Here is a 16,131-nt window from a genome sequence, read left to right as displayed (position 1 = left end):
GTTTGCACCGTGGACAAGAAGAACGCCCTGCGCGCCGGCGCCCTGGCTTCCGGTACGACGCTGATGATGCTGCTCATGTCGTCCCCCGCGCTCGCGCTCACGCGCGACGACGGCGACGACCCGGGATCCGGCCTGAGCGTGATCGACACGATCGGCCTGTTCGTCGTGGCCCCGCTGGTCATCTTCGCGGTCATCGCCGGTCTGGTGATCCTCGGCGACAAGTCCCGCAAGCAGCCCAAGCAGGGCTGACCCGCACCCTTCCGACGAGGGCACCCGCCACGGCACGGCCGCGGCGGGTGCCCTCGACGCGTTCTCGTACGACCGCGGCCCCCTTCCTGCGGGCCGAAGCGGCGCAGCACCATGGACGGACCGAGCGGCTCACCGCCGCTCCCGCCCGCAGGAGGCCTCCATGAACGGCACCCCGCACTCCGTGATCGTCGTCGGCTCCGGTCCCACGGGCCTGCTGCTCGCCGGGGACCTGGCGGCCGCCGGGGTCCCCGTCACCGTCGTCGAGAGGCGCCCGCCCGGGATCAGCAACCTCTCCCGCGCCTTCGCCGTGCACGCCCGCACCCTGGAACAGCTCGACGCGCGGGGCCTCGGCGACGAGATCGACCGCCTGGGCAGGCCGCTCGACCGGCTCCGCCTCTTCGGCGGGCTCACCCTCGACCTCACGGACCTCCCCTCCCGCTTCAACCACCTGCTCGTCCTGCCGCAGTACGAGATCGAGAAGGCGCTGGAGCGGCGGGCCGTCGACGCCGGGGTCACCTTCGTGCACGGGACCGAGGTGACGGGCCTGGTCCAGGGCACGGACGGGGTCACCCTCCGGGTGCGGCGCGGCGACGGCGCACGGGACGAACTGAGCGCCGCCTACGTCGTCGGCGCCGACGGCATGCGCAGTGCCGTGCGGGAGGCCGTGGGGCTGCCCTTCCCCGGCCGGTCCGTCATCCGCTCGGTCGTCCTCGCCGACGTACGGCTCGCCGAGCGGCCGGAGGACCTGCTCACCGTGAACACCGTCGGCGACGCCTTCGCCTTCATCGCGCCCTTCGGCGACGGCTACCACCGCGTCATCGGCTGGAACCGCGCCCACGACGTCCCCGACGACGCCCCGCTCGGCCTCGACGAGATCAAGGAGATCACCCGGCTGGCCCTGGGCCGCGACTACGGCATGCACGACGCCCGCTGGATGTCCCGCTTCCACAGCGACGAACGCCAGGCGCCGCACTACCGGGTGGGCCGGGTCCTGCTCGCCGGGGACGCCGCGCACGTGCACACCCCGGCCGGCGGCCAGGGCATGAACACGGGGCTCCAGGACGCGGCGAACCTGGGCTGGAAGCTGGCCGCCGTCGCCACCGGCCGCGCGCGGGAGAGCCTGCTCGACACGTACGAGACCGAGCGCCACCCGGTCGGCCGGGCCGTGCTGCGCAGCAGCGGCGGCATCGTGCGGATGGCGATGGCGAAGCGCCCGTGGACCCGCGCCGCCCGCGCCGGGTTCACCGGCGTCCTCGGCCGGGTGCGCCCCGCCCGCACCCGCGCCCTCGGCCAGGTCACCGGCATCGGCGTCCGCTACCCGGCGCCCAGGGGATCCCACGTGCTGACCGGCAGGCGGGTCCCCGACGTCCGGCTCGACGGCGGCACCCGGCTCTACGAGGCCCTGCGCGCGGGCCAGTTCGTACTGATCCTGCCCCAGGGGGAGGCGTACAAGAACGACGCGGTGCGGGTCGCGCACTGGGCGAGCGGGCGGCGCACGGCACTGCTCGTGCGGCCCGACGGATACGCGGCCTGGGCGGCGGACGCGCTACCGGAGGGCGGCGTCGGCTCCAGCGACTTCCCCCGGGAGTTCGCCGGATACCCGTTGCGCTAGGACGCCGCGCCCCCTGCTCAGTCGGCCGGGGCCGCCGTGGTGAGCAACTGGCGCAGCAGGGCGGCGAGTTGTTCGGCCTGGGGGGCGTCGAGGGCGCTCTCCAGGGCCCGCTTCTGCACGGCGAGACCGGCGCCGACCGCCTCGTCCACGAGCGCGAGGCCCTCCTCGGTGAGGGTGACCTGGAGGCCGCGCCGGTCGTGCGGATCGGGCGAGCGGCGCACCAGGCCGCGCCGCTCCAGCTTGTCGAGCCGACCCGTCATGCCGCCCGTCGTCAGCATCAGCGTCGCCGACAACTGGCGCGGGGAGAGCGTGAACGGGGCGTCCGCGCGGCGCAGCGTGGCGAGCACGTCGAACTCGCCGCGCGCGATGCCGAACCGCGCGTAGGCCTCCTCGACGCGGCCGCTCATGGCGCGGGCCAGGCGGTAGACGCGGCCGAAGACCTCCATGGCGGTGGTGTCCAGGTCGGGGCGGACCGCCGCCCACTGGTCGATGATCGCGTCGACGGCGTCCTTGTCGGTCATCTGCTCAGTATCGGTACGCGGTCGCTTCCGGGCAAGAAAGTAGCTTGACGGAAAGTAGCTTACGAGTAAGCTACTTTCTATCGAGCTAAGTGAAGGACGGGGTGGGTTCTGATGAAGGTGAACACGGTCCTGCTGACCGCGCTGGCGCCCGTGTCATGGGGGTCGACGTACGCGGTGACGACCGAACTGCTGCCGCCGGACCGCCCCCTGTTCACGGCGGCGATGCGCGCGCTGCCCGCGGGCCTGGTGCTGCTCGCCCTCGCGCGGCGGCTCCCGGCGGGGGACTGGTGGTGGCGTTCCGCGGTGCTCGGGGCCCTGAACATCGGGGCGTTCTTCCCGCTGCTGTTCCTCGCCGCGTACCGGCTGCCGGGCGGGCTCGCGGCGGTGGTCGGATCGGTGGGACCCCTGTTCGTGGCGGGTCTCGCGGTGCCGCTCCTCGGCCAACTGCCCACGCGGCGCACCCTGGTGACGGGCCTCGCCGCCGCGCTCGGGGTGAGCCTGGTGGTGCTGCGGGCGGCGGGCGCGCTGGACGCGCTCGGGGTGGCCGCGGCGGTGGCGTCCACGGCGTCCATGTCGACCGGCACCGTCCTCACCAAGAAGTGGGGGCGGCCCGCGGGCGCCGGACCGCTGGCGCTGACCGCCTGGCAGCTGACGGCGGGCGGCCTGCTGATCGCGCCGCTCGCCCTGCTGGTGGAGGGCGCGCCGCCCGCGCTCGACGGCCGGGCACTGACCGGCTACGCCTATCTGGCGCTGGCCAACACGGCGGTGGCGTACTGGCTCTGGTTCCGCGGCATCGGCCGGCTCAGCGCCACCCAGGTCACCTTCCTCGGCCCGCTGTCGCCGCTGAGCGCCGCGGTGATCGGCTGGGCGGCCCTGGACCAGAGCCTGACCCCCGTCCAGCTCGCCGGGATGGCGCTGGCGCTGGGCGCGACGGTGCTGGGCCAGCGCCCCGCGAAGACGCCGCCCATCGCCGTGCCGGCGGTGCCCGCGACGAGCGCCGTCTCCCCTTCACCAGCCGGTCACGCCCGCCGCTAGGACCCGTACCTTGACGCCATGACCGACGACGCGCCGCGCCCCTCGCACCCCGACCGCTGGGACCTCAGGAAGCTGATGATCCTGCGCACCCTGCGCGAGCGCGGCACCGTCACCGCCGCCGCCCAGGCCCTGCTGATGACCCCGTCGGCGGTCTCCCAGCAGCTCACCAACTTCGCCCGACAGCTCGGGGTGCCCCTCCTGGAGGCACAGGGGCGCCGGGTCCGGCTCACCGACGCGGCGCACCTGGTGCTGCGCCACGGCGAGGCCGTCTTCGCCCAGCTGGAGCGCGCCGACGCCGAGCTCGCGGCCCATCTGCGCGGCGAGTCGGGCGTCGTGCGGGTCGCCGCCTTCTCCACCGCCGTGCCCGCGCTCGTCGTCCCCGCCGTACGGGCGCTGCGCGCCGACCGCCCCGGCATCACCGTCAAGGTCCGCGAGGCCGAGGCCGCGCAGGCCTACGAACTGCTCGCCGCCGGAGACGTCGACCTCGCCCTCTCGCTGGCCGCGCACGCGCCGACCGCCCGCGACCCCAAGTTCACGCGGGTGCCGTTGCTCGCCGACCCGCTGGACGTCGCCCTGCCCGCCGGGCATCCGCTCGCGGGCGAGCCGGACCTCAGGCTCGCCGATCTCGCGGGCGAGCCCTGGATCTTCGGCGGCTCGGGCCCCTGGTCGGAGATCACCACGACCGCCTGCGAGGCCGCCGGATTCGTGCCCGAGCAGGCGCACAGCGCGGCCGGCTGGACCGCCATCCTCGCCATGGTCGAGGCCGGTATGGGCGTCGCCCTGGTCCCGCGCATGGCCGCCGCGCGCCGCGACGGGGTCGTCATGTGCGCGCTGGGCGCCGACCGTCCCGTACGGCACGTCGTGGCTGCCGTGCGCCGGGGCGCGGAGGAGGGCGCGGCCGTGCGGCGTGTCCTCGACGCCCTGACCGTTCAGCAGAACTGAAAAACCACCCCGAAAACTTTCGATGGACCTGTTGACTCGTGGGGCCGGACAGTGGGGTCATGACAACGACGCCCGGAACGGACCCGCACGCCAACGACGCCGCCCCCTACGCGGGCGGCGACCCGTACGCCGACTACCGCACCTTCGGTGACCCCGCCGCCTTCGCCGAACTCGTCGACCTCGCCGACCGGCGGCTCGGCGCCGGAGTCATCGCCGCCAACGACGAGTTCTTCGCCCAGCGCGAGAACCTGCTGGTGCGCGAGCGCGCCGTCTTCGACCCCGAGCACTTCGGGCACAAGGGCAAGGTCATGGACGGCTGGGAGACCCGGCGCCGCCGCGGCACCGCCGACCAGCCGTTCCCGGCGCCCGAGGACCACGACTGGGCGATCGTCCGGCTCGGCGCGCCCGGCGTCGTGCGCGGCGTCGTCGTCGACACCGCCCACTTCCGCGGCAACTACCCGCAGCACGTGAGCATCCAGGCCACCAGCGTCGCCGGGGCGCCCGGCCCGGACGAGCTCCTCGCCGACGACGTGAAGTGGGAGGAGATCGTGCCCGTCAGCCAGGTGCGCGGGCACGCCGCGAACCACTTCACCGTCACCTCGCAGGCCCGCTTCACGCACGTCCGGGTCTGCCAGCACCCCGACGGCGGCATCGCGCGGCTGCGGGTGCACGGCGAGGTCGTGCCCGACCCCGAGTGGCTGGGGGTGCTCGGCACCTTCGATCTGGTCTCCGTACTCAACGGGGGTGTGTACGAGGACGCGTCCGACAAGTTCTACTCGTCGCCGACACAGATCATCCTGCCCGGCACGTCGCGGAAGATGGACGACGGCTGGGAGAACCGGCGCCGCCGTGTCCACGGCACCAACGACTGGGTCCGCTTCCGGCTCGCCGCGCAGGGGGAGATCCGGGCCGTGGAGATCGACACCGCGTACCTCAAGGGGAATTCGGCCGGGTGGATCGCGCTGAGCGGGCGCGACGGGGAGACCGGCGAGTGGTTCGAGATCATCCCCCGTACGCGCTTGCAGCCCGACACCCTGCACCGGTTCCCGCTGCCCGGTGGGGCCGTCGCCACGCATGTCCGGCTCGACGCGTTCCCCGACGGGGGTGTGGCCCGGATGCGTGTGCACGGAGTTCTGACGGAGGCGGGGCGCTCGGCGCTGGCGGAGCGGTTCGGTCGTTCCTGATCCGCGGCCCGGTGGGGGCTGGTCGCGCAGTTCCCCGCGCCCCTAAGGCATGCGCTTCGCGCAGCCTTCCCCTGAGCGAGCGGAGCTCGCTTCAGGGGCGCGGGGAACTGCGCGAGAAGAGGCCACCGGGCCGCAGACGAAACAACTGCCTACTTGTCGGCGCCCTGCGCCTTCAGAGCGCGCTCCACACCCGCGCGGGACTCCGAGACGAGGCGCCGGAGCGCCGCGGTCGGCTCGGCGGACCCGAGCCAGGCGTCCGCCGCGGCCAGCGTCTCCTCGGAGACCTGGACCGACGGGAACAGACCGATCGCGATCTGCTGCGCCATCTCGTGGGACCGCGACTCCCACACGCTCTTCAGCGCCGAGAAGTACTTCTCCGTGTACGGCGCCAGCAGCTCGCGCTGATCGGTCTGGATGAACCCGCCGATCACGGCCTCCTGCACCGCGTTCGGCAGCTGGTCCGACTCGACGACCGAGGCCCAGGCCTCCGCCTTGGCCTCGGGAGTCGGCCGCGCGGCCCGCGCGGTGGCGGCGTGCCGCTCACCGGCGGCGGTCCGGTCCAGCTCGTACTCGGCGGTGATCTCCGTCTCGTCGAACCGCCCCACGGCCGCGAGCCGCTGCACGAACGCCCAGCGCAGCTCGGTGTCGACGGCCAGGCCCTCGATGGTCTGCGAGCCCTCCAGCAGGGCGTCCAGCACATCGAGCTGCTCCGGCGTGCGGGCCGTCGCCGCGAAGGCGCGGGCCCAGGCCAGCTGGTGGTCGCTGCCCGGCGCCGAGGTGCGCAGATGGGTCAGCGTCGCCTCGGTCCAGCGGGTGAGCAGCGCGTCGCGGTGGGCCGGCGCCGCGTACATGTCGAGGGCCAGCTTCACCTGCCGGTGCAGCGACTGGACCACGCCGATGTCGGACTCCTTGGCCACCCCGCTGAGCACCAGGTCGAGATAGGCGCTGGCGGACAGCTCGGCGTCGCGCGTCATGTCCCAGGCGGAGGCCCAGCACAGGGCGCGCGGCAGGGACGCCTCGAAGTCGCCGAGGTGCTGGGTGACGAAGGCCAGGGACTCCTCGTCGAGCCGCACCTTGGCGTAGCTCAGGTCGTCGTCGTTGAGCAGCACGACGGCCGGGCGGCGCTTGCCGACCAGCTGCGGCACCTGCGTCGACTCCCCGGCGGTGACGTCGAGTTCGACGCGCTCGCCGCGCAGCAGCTTGCCGCTCGCGTCGTCGAGGTCGTAGAAGCCGACGGCGATCCGGTGCGGCCGCAGCGTCGGCTCGCCCTTGGCACCGGCGGGCAGCGCCGGGGCCTCCTGGCGGATGGCGAAGGACGTGATGACGCCGTGCTCGTCCGTCTCGATCTCGGGACGCAGGATGTTGATGCCCGCGGTCTCCAGCCACGCCTTCGACCAGGACTTCAGGTCACGCCCGCTGGTCTCCTCCAGCGCGCCCAGCAGATCGCTGAGCCGGGTGTTCCCGAACGCGTGCCGCTTGAAGTACGCCTGCACGCCCTGGAAGAACTCGTCCATGCCGACATAGGCGACGAGCTGCTTGAGGACCGAGGCGCCCTTCGCGTACGTGATGCCGTCGAAGTTGACGAGCACGTCGTCGAGGTCGTTGATCTCCGCCATGATCGGGTGCGTGGACGGCAGCTGGTCCTGCCGGTACGCCCACGTCTTCATGGAGTTGGCGAACGTCGTCCACGAGTGCGGCCACTTCGAGTCCGGCGCGTACGCCTGGCAGGCGATCGACGTGTACGTGGCGAACGACTCGTTCAGCCACAGGTCGTTCCACCACTCCATGGTGACGAGGTCGCCGAACCACATGTGGGCCAGCTCGTGCAGGATCGTCTCGGCCCGCACCTCGTACGCCGCGTCCGTCACCTTGGAGCGGAAGACGTACTGGTCGCGGATGGTGACCGCGCCCGCGTTCTCCATCGCGCCCGCGTTGAACTCCGGCACGAAGAGCTGGTCGTACTTGGCGAACGGGTACGCGTAGTCGAACTTCTCCTGGAACCAGGCGAACCCCTGCCGCGTCACCGCGAAGATCGCGTCCGAGTCCAGGTACTCCGCGAGCGAGGGCCGGCAGTAGATGCCCAGCGGCACGCTCTGCCCGGTCTCCGGGTTGTCGTACGACGAGTGCACCGAGTGGTACGGGCCGACGATCAGGGCCGTGATGTACGAGGAGATGCGCGGCGTCGGCTCGAAGTGCCAGACGTCGTCCTTGGGCTCCGGCGTCGGCGCGTTCGAGATCACCGTCCAGCCGGTCGGCGCCTTCACCGTGAACTGGAACGTGCCCTTGAGGTCGGGCTGCTCGAAGTTCGCGAACACGCGCCGCGCGTCCGGCACCTCGAACTGGGTGTAGAGGTACGCCTGCTGGTCGACGGGGTCGACGAAGCGGTGCAGGCCCTCACCGGTGTTCGTGTACGCGCAGTCGGCGACGACCCGCAGCTCGTTCGGCCCCGACTCCAGGTGCGCCAGCGCGATCCGCGAGTCGCGGAAGACGGCGGCGACGTCGAGCGAGCGCCCGTTCAGCACCACCTCGTGCACCGCGTCCGCGATCAGGTCGATGAACGTCTCGGCGCCCGCCTCGGCGCTGTCGAAGCGCACGGTGGTCGCGGACCGGAACGTGCCGCCCTCCTGCGCGCCGGAGAGGTCGAGATCGATCTCGTACGAGTCAACGGTGAGCAGCTTCGCCCGCTGCTGCGCCTCTTCTCGGGTCAGATTGGTGCCAGGCACGCGGTCATCTCCTAGTGCGGTCAGTCGTTTGTGACGATTCCGGCCATCCTTCCACGCGGGGTACCCGAACGCGATGTCCGTTTTCCGCCGGTGAACACGGCGCTCCCGCGCGACCGTGGAGCCCATGACCAGGCACACCGCACTGCCCATCGATCCCACCGCCGTCAAGGAACTGCGCGACGTCGACGACGCGGGCCGCGCCCTCGTCCCGTACCCGGCGACCGCGGACGACGCGGGCTCCCCGCTGCGCTGCTGTCTGCGCCCGGTCCGGGAGGGCGACCGCATCGCGCTCGTCTCGTACGCGCCGCTGCGCCGCTGGGCCGCGCGGACGGGCGCGGCCCCGGGCGCCTACGACGAGCAGGGCCCGGTCTTCCTGCACGCCTTCGCCGACGACTGCCCCGGCCCGGACCCGGACCCGGAGCGCTACCCCTTCGACCGGCCCGGCGCCCTGCGGACCCTGCGCCGCTACGACGCCCGCGGGCACATCGTGGGCGGCAGGCTGTTCGAGATCCCGGCGGACGCGACGGCCGGGTTCGACGCGGCCCTCGACGAGGCGTTCGCCGACCCGGCCGTCGTCCTCGTGCACGTCAGGGCCCTGGAGTACGGCTGTCTGCACTTCGCGGTGGCCCGGCCGGCCTGAGCACCGGCCGCGTCAGCCGCCCACCGAGATCTGCCACGGGCCGTCCGCCCCGATGCGCAGCAGGCCCGGGCCCCGCACGGGGGCCAGCACATCGAGCCGGCCCACCTCGTTGACCAGCAGGTCCTGGTCGTCGCCGGGCCAGTCGGGGTCGGCGGAGCGGTAGGTGTGCCAGACGGTGAAGTTGCTCTCGCCCTGGTGCGCGAAGGACAGGACGCCCGGACCGCCCTCGTACACCAGCAGATCGGGACCGGCGCCGTGCACCGTGAGGTCGAGGCGCCGGGCCTGGCCGAGCGGCAGAACCCGGAGCGTCCACGGGGAGTCCGCCTCCACCAGCAGCGCCAGCGGGCGGTCGTCGGGGACGGTGGCGAGGGTCCGGCCGTGCACCTCGTCCTCGTACGAGTCCAGCAGCAGTTCGTCGCTGCGCCCGTACGCGTCGCAGGAGTAGACGGTGACCGAGATGCTGTCGCGGCACTCGATGTCGACCACGACCCGGCGGCCCGCGGGCAGGTTCGGCGGGCAGGTCACCCGCTGCTTGGCGCGGCCCTGGTGGACGTAGGGCGGGAAGTCCACGGTGAGTTCGTCGGGACCGCCGGGCCCGGCCCACGCTCCCGCGAAGGGTGCCGGGGCGACGGGCGCGGAGTCCTCGACGCTGATCCCGAAGTCCTTCGCCAGACCGGCGAGCCCGGAGGCGTAGCCCTGGCCGACGGCACGGAACTTCCAGGTGCCGTTCCTGCGGTAGAACTCCCCGAAGACGAAGGCGGTCTCGGTGCTCGCGTCGCCGATGGCGAAGGAGGCGACCGGGGCGCCCTCGGGGGTGGCGACGTGGACGGCGAGCCCGGGTATCCGGCCGAACTCCGTGTCGTCGGCGGAGGCGGCGACCACGACCCGCTCCACCTCGGGCTCCACGGCGTTCAGGTCGAGCCAGATCCAGTCGGTGCCCGAGGGGCCCGGGTCCTGTCCCTTGCCGAGGTGGCGCACGGACTTCGAGTGGTGCTCGCGCTGGTTGTAGAAGACGAGGTCGGCGTCCGAGCGGACCGCGCCCGCCGCGTCGAGCAGCAGGGCCGAGACGTCCACGTCGGGAGTCCCGGGACCCTGCTGCCAGGCCACCGCCACGTGCAGAGCTGCTGAGGGAACGGGGAGGTTCCCGCCCTTGGCCATCTCGGTCATGCCGGGATCTTCACACAAGCTCCACGACCGCGTGGCCGGTTTCGTACAAAAGCGCGAAACGGGAGGGTCAGGCCTTGAGCTCGGCCGCCACCAGCTCCGCGATCTGCACCGCGTTCAGCGCGGCGCCCTTGCGGAGGTTGTCGTTGGAGACGAACAGCGCCAGGCCGTTCTCGACCGTCTCGTCCGGGCGGATGCGGCCCACGAAGGACGCGTCCTTGCCCGCGGCCTCCAGCGGCGTCGGGATCTCGGAGAGCGCGACGCCCGGGGCGCCGGCCAGCAGCTCCGTGGCGCGCTCCACCGAGACCGGGCGCGCGAAGCGGGCGTTGACCTGGAGGGAGTGGCCGGAGAAGACCGGGACGCGGACACAGGTGCCGGAGACCTTGAGCTCCGGGATCTCCAGGATCTTGCGGGACTCGTTGCGGAGCTTCTGCTCCTCGTCCGTCTCGTGCAGGCCGTCGTCGACGATGGCGCCCGCGAGCGGCAGCACGTTGAACGCGATGGGGCGCTTGTAGATCTCCGGTTCGGGGAAGTCCACGGCCTCGCCGTCGTGGGTCAGCCTGTCGGCCTCCGCGACGACCTTCTGTGCCTGGCCGTGCAGCTCGGCGACGCCCGCGAGACCCGAGCCCGAGACCGCCTGGTACGTGGCGACGACCAGTGCTTCGAGACCCGCCTCGTCGTGCAGGGGGCGCAGCACGGGCATGGCGGCCATCGTGGTGCAGTTCGGGTTGGCGATGATGCCCTTGGGGCGGTCGGTGATCGCGTGCGGGTTCACCTCGGAGACCACAAGCGGTACCTCGGGGTCCTTGCGCCAGGCCGACGAGTTGTCGATCACGACGGCGCCCTGCGCGGCGACCTTCTCGGCGAGGGCCTTGGAGGTGGCGCCGCCCGCGGAGAACAGCACGATGTCCAGGCCCGTGTAGTCGGCCGTCGAGGCGTCCTCGATCGTCACGCCGTCCAGGGTCTTGCCCGCGCTGCGCGCCGAGGCGAACAGGCGCAGCTCGTCGACCGGGAAGTTCCGCTCGACCAGGATCTTGCGCATGACCGTGCCGACCTGACCGGTGGCTCCGACGATTCCGACCTTCACAGGGGTTCCTCCGTACATACACAGGTGGCAGGGGTGCCGCTCCATGATGCGTCTGTCCAGGCCCGCCTTGTCCAATCGATTGTCCGAGGCGCGGGACGCGTGGGGTTCGCCACAACTCTTTCGCGGCCGGGCCGAACGTTCCGGGGGCGTCCGGCGTCGTAGGGGACACGCGGGGAGGGGAGGGGCAGTGCTGCGCGGAAAGTCCAGAGGCGCGGGGGGTCGGCCGGACGACCCCCTGGACGCGGCCGTCGAGGACCGGGTGCGGGCCGTCCTGTCACTGGGCGGGATGCCGTACGCGGAGCTGCCGGACGGGGTGCAGCAGGTGCGGCTGCGGCTCCTTGAGCGGGCCGCCAAGGGGGAGGAGGCGCCGCGCGACGTCTCGGCGTGGGCGGCGGTCGTCGCCTCGAACCTCGCCATGGACTGGCACCGGGCCAAGCGCCGCCAGGAGCGGCTCGGCGAGCGGCTTGCCGCCCTGCGCCAGGAGGACGCCCGGGACGCCGCCGAGACGCGCGTGCTCTCCCTCGCCGTCGCCGAGGGCCTGGACCAGCTCCCCGACCAGCAGCGGCAGGTGGTCGTGCTGCGGTTCTACGCGGATCTGCCGGTGCGGGACATCGCGGCGGAGCTCGGCGTGCCCGAGGGCACGGTCAAGAGCCGGCTGCACACGGCGGTGCGCGTGCTGCGGGCGCGTCTGCGCGAAGGGGAGGTGGTGTGACATGGACGACATCGACGGTTTCGACGGCACGGACGGCCCGGACCGTGCGGACCGGCTCCTGATGCTCGCGGTCTGCGGCGAGGCGCTGCCGGACGACGACCCGGACGCGGCGGACGTCGCGGCCGACGTCGCGCTGCTGCGGGAGCAGGTGCGCGGCATCGGCGACGCGCTGGCGGCCCGCCCCGCCCCGAAGCCCGTACCCACACCTGTCCCCGCACCCGTGCCGGTCCGCCGTCGCCGTCCCCTGCGGATCGCGTTCGGCGCGCTCGTGGCCGCCTGCGCGGCCGGGGCCGTGGGCGGCATGGTGTGGCTCGGCGTGACCGCGCCCGGCGGGGTGAGCAGCGAATCCGGCGGGGCCAACAAGTCCGCGGCGGACGGCAAGGCGGCGTCCGGAGCCGACGACGGCTCCTCGCCCGCCCTGCACATCGCCTGCTCCAGGATCCTCGTCGAGGGCCGGGTCGTCAGCGTCACCCCGCGCGCCGACGGGAACGTACGGGTCGTCCTCGACGTCACCCGCTCCTACCGCCCCGAGCGCCCGGCGAAGGAGCATCCCACCCTCGCCGTGACCCTGCACGGCTCGGCGAGGGCGGACCTGAAGCCGGGCACGTACACGCTGATCCGGACGCCCGTGTTCCCCGGGGACCGGCAGGACTGGGAGACCGGCCGGGGCGTGAAGGACGCACGCGGCGACATCCTTGGGGCGCTCCCGGAGGCCCGCGGGCTGGCGTGCCCGGGGCCCGGGTACTGATACCGGAAAGGGGCGGACGCCGATGGCGTCCGCCCCTTCCGTGGGTCACCGCGGGACTACTCGGTGACCTTCTCGATCTGCACGCTGCCGGTGCCGGTGACGACACCGCGCTCGTTCAGGAGCTGCACCTGCCCGAAGAACTCGCGTCCCTCCGGCGCCGGGGCGGCGGCCGTGACCTGCGCGGACACCGTGGTGGACGCGCCGCCTGCCAGCGTGACCGGCTTCGAGCCGTCCACCGTGACCGTGCCGAGGGCCGACGAGAAGAAGACGTCCGAGTAGTCGTACTCGGTCGTCCCGGCGGGCACCGAGTACCCGGCGACCTCCACCGTGTACGTGCCGGCGGCCGGCTTGGCGATCGTCACCGCCTCCTCGGAGTCGCCGTCCGCGGACTTCCCGACCTCCTTGCCGGCCGCGTCGTAGACCACCAGGTCCAGGTCGGCGGACTTGTCGGAGACGTTGCCGATGGCGACCGTGAGCTTGTCCGCGCCCTCGGGCACGACGACCTCGGAGGTCTGCGTGTCACCGTTGGCGATGGTGGGCCGGGCGGTCTTCGACGAGCCGAGCGCACCGCCCTGGAGCTTGCCGCCGTTGATGGCCGCGAAGTTGTTCGTGACCTTCCAGGAGACGTCGGCCGGAACGCCGACCTTCGCCTCGGCGACCGTCTGCACGGCCGGGTCGAACGCGGCGCCGAGCACGGCGACGTCGAGCTGGTACGGGTTGTCGAGCAGCGGCGAGGTGCGGCGCGCCTCGACCTCGACCTCCCAGACACCGGCCTGCGGGTCCGCGTACGAACGCAGGTCGGGGCGGCAGCCGTTGCCCGATCCGTCGCCGTAGTTCGGATAGCAGCTCGGCGTCGAGGTGTCGTCGACCGGAACGCCGTACGGGTGGATGGAGATGAACCGGGTCTGGCTCTTGTCCTTCAGCCCGCTCATGCGCACCTGGAGCGCCTTGGCGCCCTCGGGAACCGTCAGGAAGTACGACGTGGTGCTGTTGCGCTGCACCGAGCCCTTGGCGCTGAAGGTGTACGACGGCTTGGCCACCGGCGTCGAGACGACGACGGTCGCCAGGATCTGCTGGTCCACGCCCTCGGTGCTCGGGTCGTCGACCTGGAGGATCGCGCTGTGCAGCCCGGCCGAGCCCGGCCTGGCCTGCACCTTCACGGTGACCGGCTGGTTCAGCGGCAGCCAGACCGAGCTGGAGCCGACGATGTCGAAGGTGCCGCCGGAGTTGTTCTTCAGCGACAGCTTGTGCCGGACCGGCTTGGCCGACCCGGACGTGCGGGTGACCGTGACGTCGTAGGTCTTCTTCTGCTTGGCCTCCAGACCGCCCTCGCGGTCGTAGATGCCGGTGCCGAAGCCCGGCGTCGCCAGCGCGTAGTCGATCGCGGTGTCGACGGGCGCCTTCACGGTGTACGTGTGCGCGCTCGCCCCGTGCCGGATCGACTTCCAGGCGTCCTCGATGTCGATGAGACCGGAGCCCTCGGCGTACGCCTGCTCGCCCTTGATGTGGTCCGCGGTCGAGGTCAGCGCGGTGCGCAGGTCCGCCGGGCTCAGACCGATGTGCTTCTGCTTGGCGGCGCTGAGCAGCAGCGCGCTCGCGCCCGCGGCCTGCGGCGAGGCCATCGAGGTGCCCTGGAGCATCGAGTAGCCGGCCGGCAGCGAGTAGCCCGCCTCGGCGACCGGCGAACCGGGCAGCCAGGTCTGGGTGGAGTTGATCGAGGCGCCGGGCGCGGTGATGGTCGGCGTGAAGCCGCCGTCCTCACGCGGGCCGCGCGACGAGAACGGCATCATCGCGTACGACTTGCTCACCTGCGAGCCGTAGTTCGAGGCCCAGGTCTCCTTGGAGATCGCGGCGCCGACCGAGACGACCTTGTCGGCCAGGCCCGGGTCACCGATGGTGTTCGCGCCGGGACCGGAGTTGCCCGCCGAGATCACGAGCTGCACGCCGTAGGTGTCGATGAGGCGCGTGTACAGCAGCGAACGGGCGTTGTTGCCGTCGTTCAGCGCCGGCAGACCGCCGATCGACATGTTCACGATGTCGACGCCGCGGTTGGCGACGAGGTCGATCATGCCCTCGGTGAGCGCGACGTTGGTGCAGCCGCCGGACCACGTGCAGGCACGCGACGAGACGATCTTCGCGCCGGGCGCGGCACCGTTCATGTTCTTGTTGCCGAACAGCGAGTTGGCCGAGGTGATGCCGGCGACGTGCGTGCCGTGCTCGGACTCGATCACGCCGATGTTGACGAAGTCGCGCTTCTGGCCGACCCAGTCACCGCCGTAGGGGTCCATCGGGACGTCCTTGCGGATCTCCACGACGAACGGCTGGCGCTCGACGACATCGGTGGACGGGTCGTCCTTGCCGAAGTAGCCGATCTGGTACCCGTCCTTGTACGGCTTCATCGGGGTGTCGTCGGTGAAGTCGCCGTTGTCGTTCAGGTCGACGGTCACCGTGCCCGCGGCGGCGTCGTAGAGCACGCCCCACTTGTCGGTGGTGTCGCCGTCGCGGTTCGCGTCGCCCTTGGCGTCGCCGCCCGCGGTCACCGACTCCGCGAAGGTGGAGACGCCGTACGAACCGGCCTTCGCCTTCCAGGTGCGGCCGCCGTAGGTGAACGTCGGGCCGGAGACCTGGGTGACCATCGGCCGCCAGGTCGCGTCGCCGTCCACGATCGGGTCGGTCGAGGTGACCCAGTCGACGATCTTGCGCTCGCCGGTCGTGGTCTTCTGCAGCGCCGGGTGGCCGAGGTCGACACCGGAGTCGAGGATGCCGATGGTGACACCGCGCCCGTCGGCCTTCGGGTTGTCCTTCACGAAGTCGACGGCGCCCGTCTCGAAGGACGGGTTGTACGGGTTCTTGGCGGGGGTGTTCTTCCCCGGGCCGCTGTACGAGCCGGTGGAGTGCCGCGCCGCGCCCTTGGTGGTGTCGGCCGACGGCGTCGGGTCGTCGAGCGCGATCTCCTGGCGCAGATCGATGCCGAGCACGGAGTCGAGCTTCTCGGCGGCCTTGATGGCGGCCTCGGCCCTGCCGGTGGGCAGCGTCGCCCGGACATAGCCGAGCTTGTCGTAGGTGCGGCCGACGGAGCCGCCCTTGACCGCGTCGAACTGCTCGGCCACGGCCTCGGTCTTCCCGGGGGCGGTGGCGACCATGACGGTCACGTTCTTGTCGTGGTCCGCCTTGGCGGCGGCGAGCAGTTCGGCGTCGTGCGGGCCGAGTTTGTCGCTGGCGGACTTGACGGCGGGGTCGGCGGGCGGCGCGGAGTCCGCGCCGGCCGCGACGGCCATGGGTATCGGCCCGGCCGCGGTGAGCGCGGCCACCAGGCCCGCGGCGGCCGCGAGCCGGGCCGCGCGTCTCGCACCGGATATGGGTGCGCGCTGGGGATCGGGGGTCATCAGCATCCCTGCTACGTAAAGGTGACGACGGACGATCGAGATGATCGGAACGACTCCGGATTTCGGTGCCGGATGACCGCTCAGCTTTACGTAAGTGACCACGGTTTGGGGAGAGTTGCCCGAGGCGG

13 protein-coding genes are annotated in these 16,131 nt (G+C 72.4%); 8 read left to right on the top strand and 5 right to left on the bottom strand.

Going from position 1 to position 16,131, the window contains the following annotated elements:
• Nucleotides 1–9 precede the first annotated feature (9 nt).
• Together ABII15_RS13680 and ABII15_RS13675 are read left to right on the top strand one after the other, a co-directional pair.
• Entirely contained in the window at nucleotides 10–249 is a 240-nt protein-coding gene (locus ABII15_RS13680; RefSeq protein ID WP_353942592.1) for a hypothetical protein, read from the top strand.
• Nucleotides 250–409: 160 nt separating this feature from the next.
• Complete coding sequence (locus ABII15_RS13675) at nucleotides 410–1,861, top strand: FAD-dependent monooxygenase (RefSeq protein ID WP_353942591.1); 1,452 nt, start codon at nucleotides 410–412, stop codon at nucleotides 1,859–1,861.
• 17 nt (nucleotides 1,862–1,878) lie between these two features.
• On the opposite strand, the gene ABII15_RS13670 is transcribed toward ABII15_RS13675, so the two are convergent.
• The gene (locus ABII15_RS13670) at nucleotides 1,879–2,382 is read right to left on the bottom strand and encodes a MarR family transcriptional regulator (RefSeq protein ID WP_353942590.1); all 504 of its coding nucleotides are present in this window, start codon (nucleotides 2,380–2,382) and stop codon (nucleotides 1,879–1,881) included.
• Nucleotides 2,383–2,493: 111 nt separating this feature from the next.
• Between ABII15_RS13670 and ABII15_RS13665 the strand changes: the two genes are divergently transcribed.
• The 3 genes from ABII15_RS13665 to alc are packed head-to-tail and all read left to right on the top strand — an operon-like array spanning nucleotide 2,494 to nucleotide 5,543.
• A complete protein-coding gene (locus tag ABII15_RS13665) occupies nucleotides 2,494–3,417 on the top strand; it encodes an EamA family transporter (protein ID WP_353942589.1) in 924 nt (307 codons plus the stop codon).
• 18 nt (nucleotides 3,418–3,435) lie between these two features.
• Complete coding sequence (locus ABII15_RS13660) at nucleotides 3,436–4,359, top strand: LysR family transcriptional regulator (protein WP_353942588.1); 924 nt, start codon at nucleotides 3,436–3,438, stop codon at nucleotides 4,357–4,359.
• A gap of 59 nt (nucleotides 4,360–4,418) precedes the next feature.
• A complete protein-coding gene (gene alc, locus ABII15_RS13655; protein ID WP_353942587.1) occupies nucleotides 4,419–5,543 on the top strand; it encodes an allantoicase in 1,125 nt (374 codons plus the stop codon).
• Between the two features lie 149 nt (nucleotides 5,544–5,692).
• Here alc and pepN read toward each other — a convergent pair whose 3' ends face one another.
• Nucleotides 5,693–8,266 carry an aminopeptidase N gene (gene pepN, locus ABII15_RS13650; protein ID WP_353942586.1) on the bottom strand — a complete coding sequence of 858 codons (2,574 nt, stop codon included), beginning with the start codon at nucleotides 8,264–8,266 and terminating at the stop codon, nucleotides 5,693–5,695.
• Nucleotides 8,267–8,390: 124 nt separating this feature from the next.
• Here pepN and ABII15_RS13645 point away from each other — a divergent pair, with 124 nt between their 5' ends.
• Complete coding sequence (locus ABII15_RS13645; protein ID WP_353942585.1) at nucleotides 8,391–8,906, top strand: DUF1203 domain-containing protein; 516 nt, start codon at nucleotides 8,391–8,393, stop codon at nucleotides 8,904–8,906.
• A 12-nt stretch (nucleotides 8,907–8,918) separates the two neighbouring features.
• Here ABII15_RS13645 and ABII15_RS13640 read toward each other — a convergent pair whose 3' ends face one another.
• Both ABII15_RS13640 and ABII15_RS13635 read right to left on the bottom strand, forming a co-directional pair.
• The gene (locus tag ABII15_RS13640) at nucleotides 8,919–10,073 is read right to left on the bottom strand and encodes a TerD family protein (protein WP_353942584.1); all 1,155 of its coding nucleotides are present in this window, start codon (nucleotides 10,071–10,073) and stop codon (nucleotides 8,919–8,921) included.
• 67 nt (nucleotides 10,074–10,140) lie between these two features.
• Nucleotides 10,141–11,157 carry an aspartate-semialdehyde dehydrogenase gene (locus ABII15_RS13635; protein WP_353942583.1) on the bottom strand — a complete coding sequence of 339 codons (1,017 nt, stop codon included), beginning with the start codon at nucleotides 11,155–11,157 and terminating at the stop codon, nucleotides 10,141–10,143.
• Between the two features lie 187 nt (nucleotides 11,158–11,344).
• On the opposite strand from ABII15_RS13635, the gene ABII15_RS13630 reads away from it, so the two are divergent.
• Together ABII15_RS13630 and ABII15_RS13625 are read left to right on the top strand one after the other, a co-directional pair.
• On the top strand, nucleotides 11,345–11,869 hold the full coding sequence (locus tag ABII15_RS13630; RefSeq protein ID WP_353942581.1) for a sigma-70 family RNA polymerase sigma factor: 525 nt from the start codon (nucleotides 11,345–11,347) through the stop codon (nucleotides 11,867–11,869).
• Nucleotide 11,870: 1 nt separating this feature from the next.
• On the top strand, nucleotides 11,871–12,617 hold the full coding sequence (locus ABII15_RS13625; RefSeq protein WP_353942579.1) for a hypothetical protein: 747 nt from the start codon (nucleotides 11,871–11,873) through the stop codon (nucleotides 12,615–12,617).
• A gap of 56 nt (nucleotides 12,618–12,673) precedes the next feature.
• On the opposite strand, the gene ABII15_RS13620 is transcribed toward ABII15_RS13625, so the two are convergent.
• A complete protein-coding gene (locus ABII15_RS13620) occupies nucleotides 12,674–16,003 on the bottom strand; it encodes a S8 family serine peptidase (RefSeq protein WP_353942577.1) in 3,330 nt (1,109 codons plus the stop codon).
• Nucleotides 16,004–16,131 lie beyond the last annotated feature (128 nt).

The organism is Streptomyces sp. HUAS MG91, assembly GCF_040529335.1.
Classification (GTDB): Bacteria; Actinomycetota; Actinomycetes; order Streptomycetales; family Streptomycetaceae; genus Streptomyces; species Streptomyces tabacisoli.
Note: the sequence above shows the minus strand (reverse complement) of the source record. Positions and strands in the feature narration are given on the sequence as shown.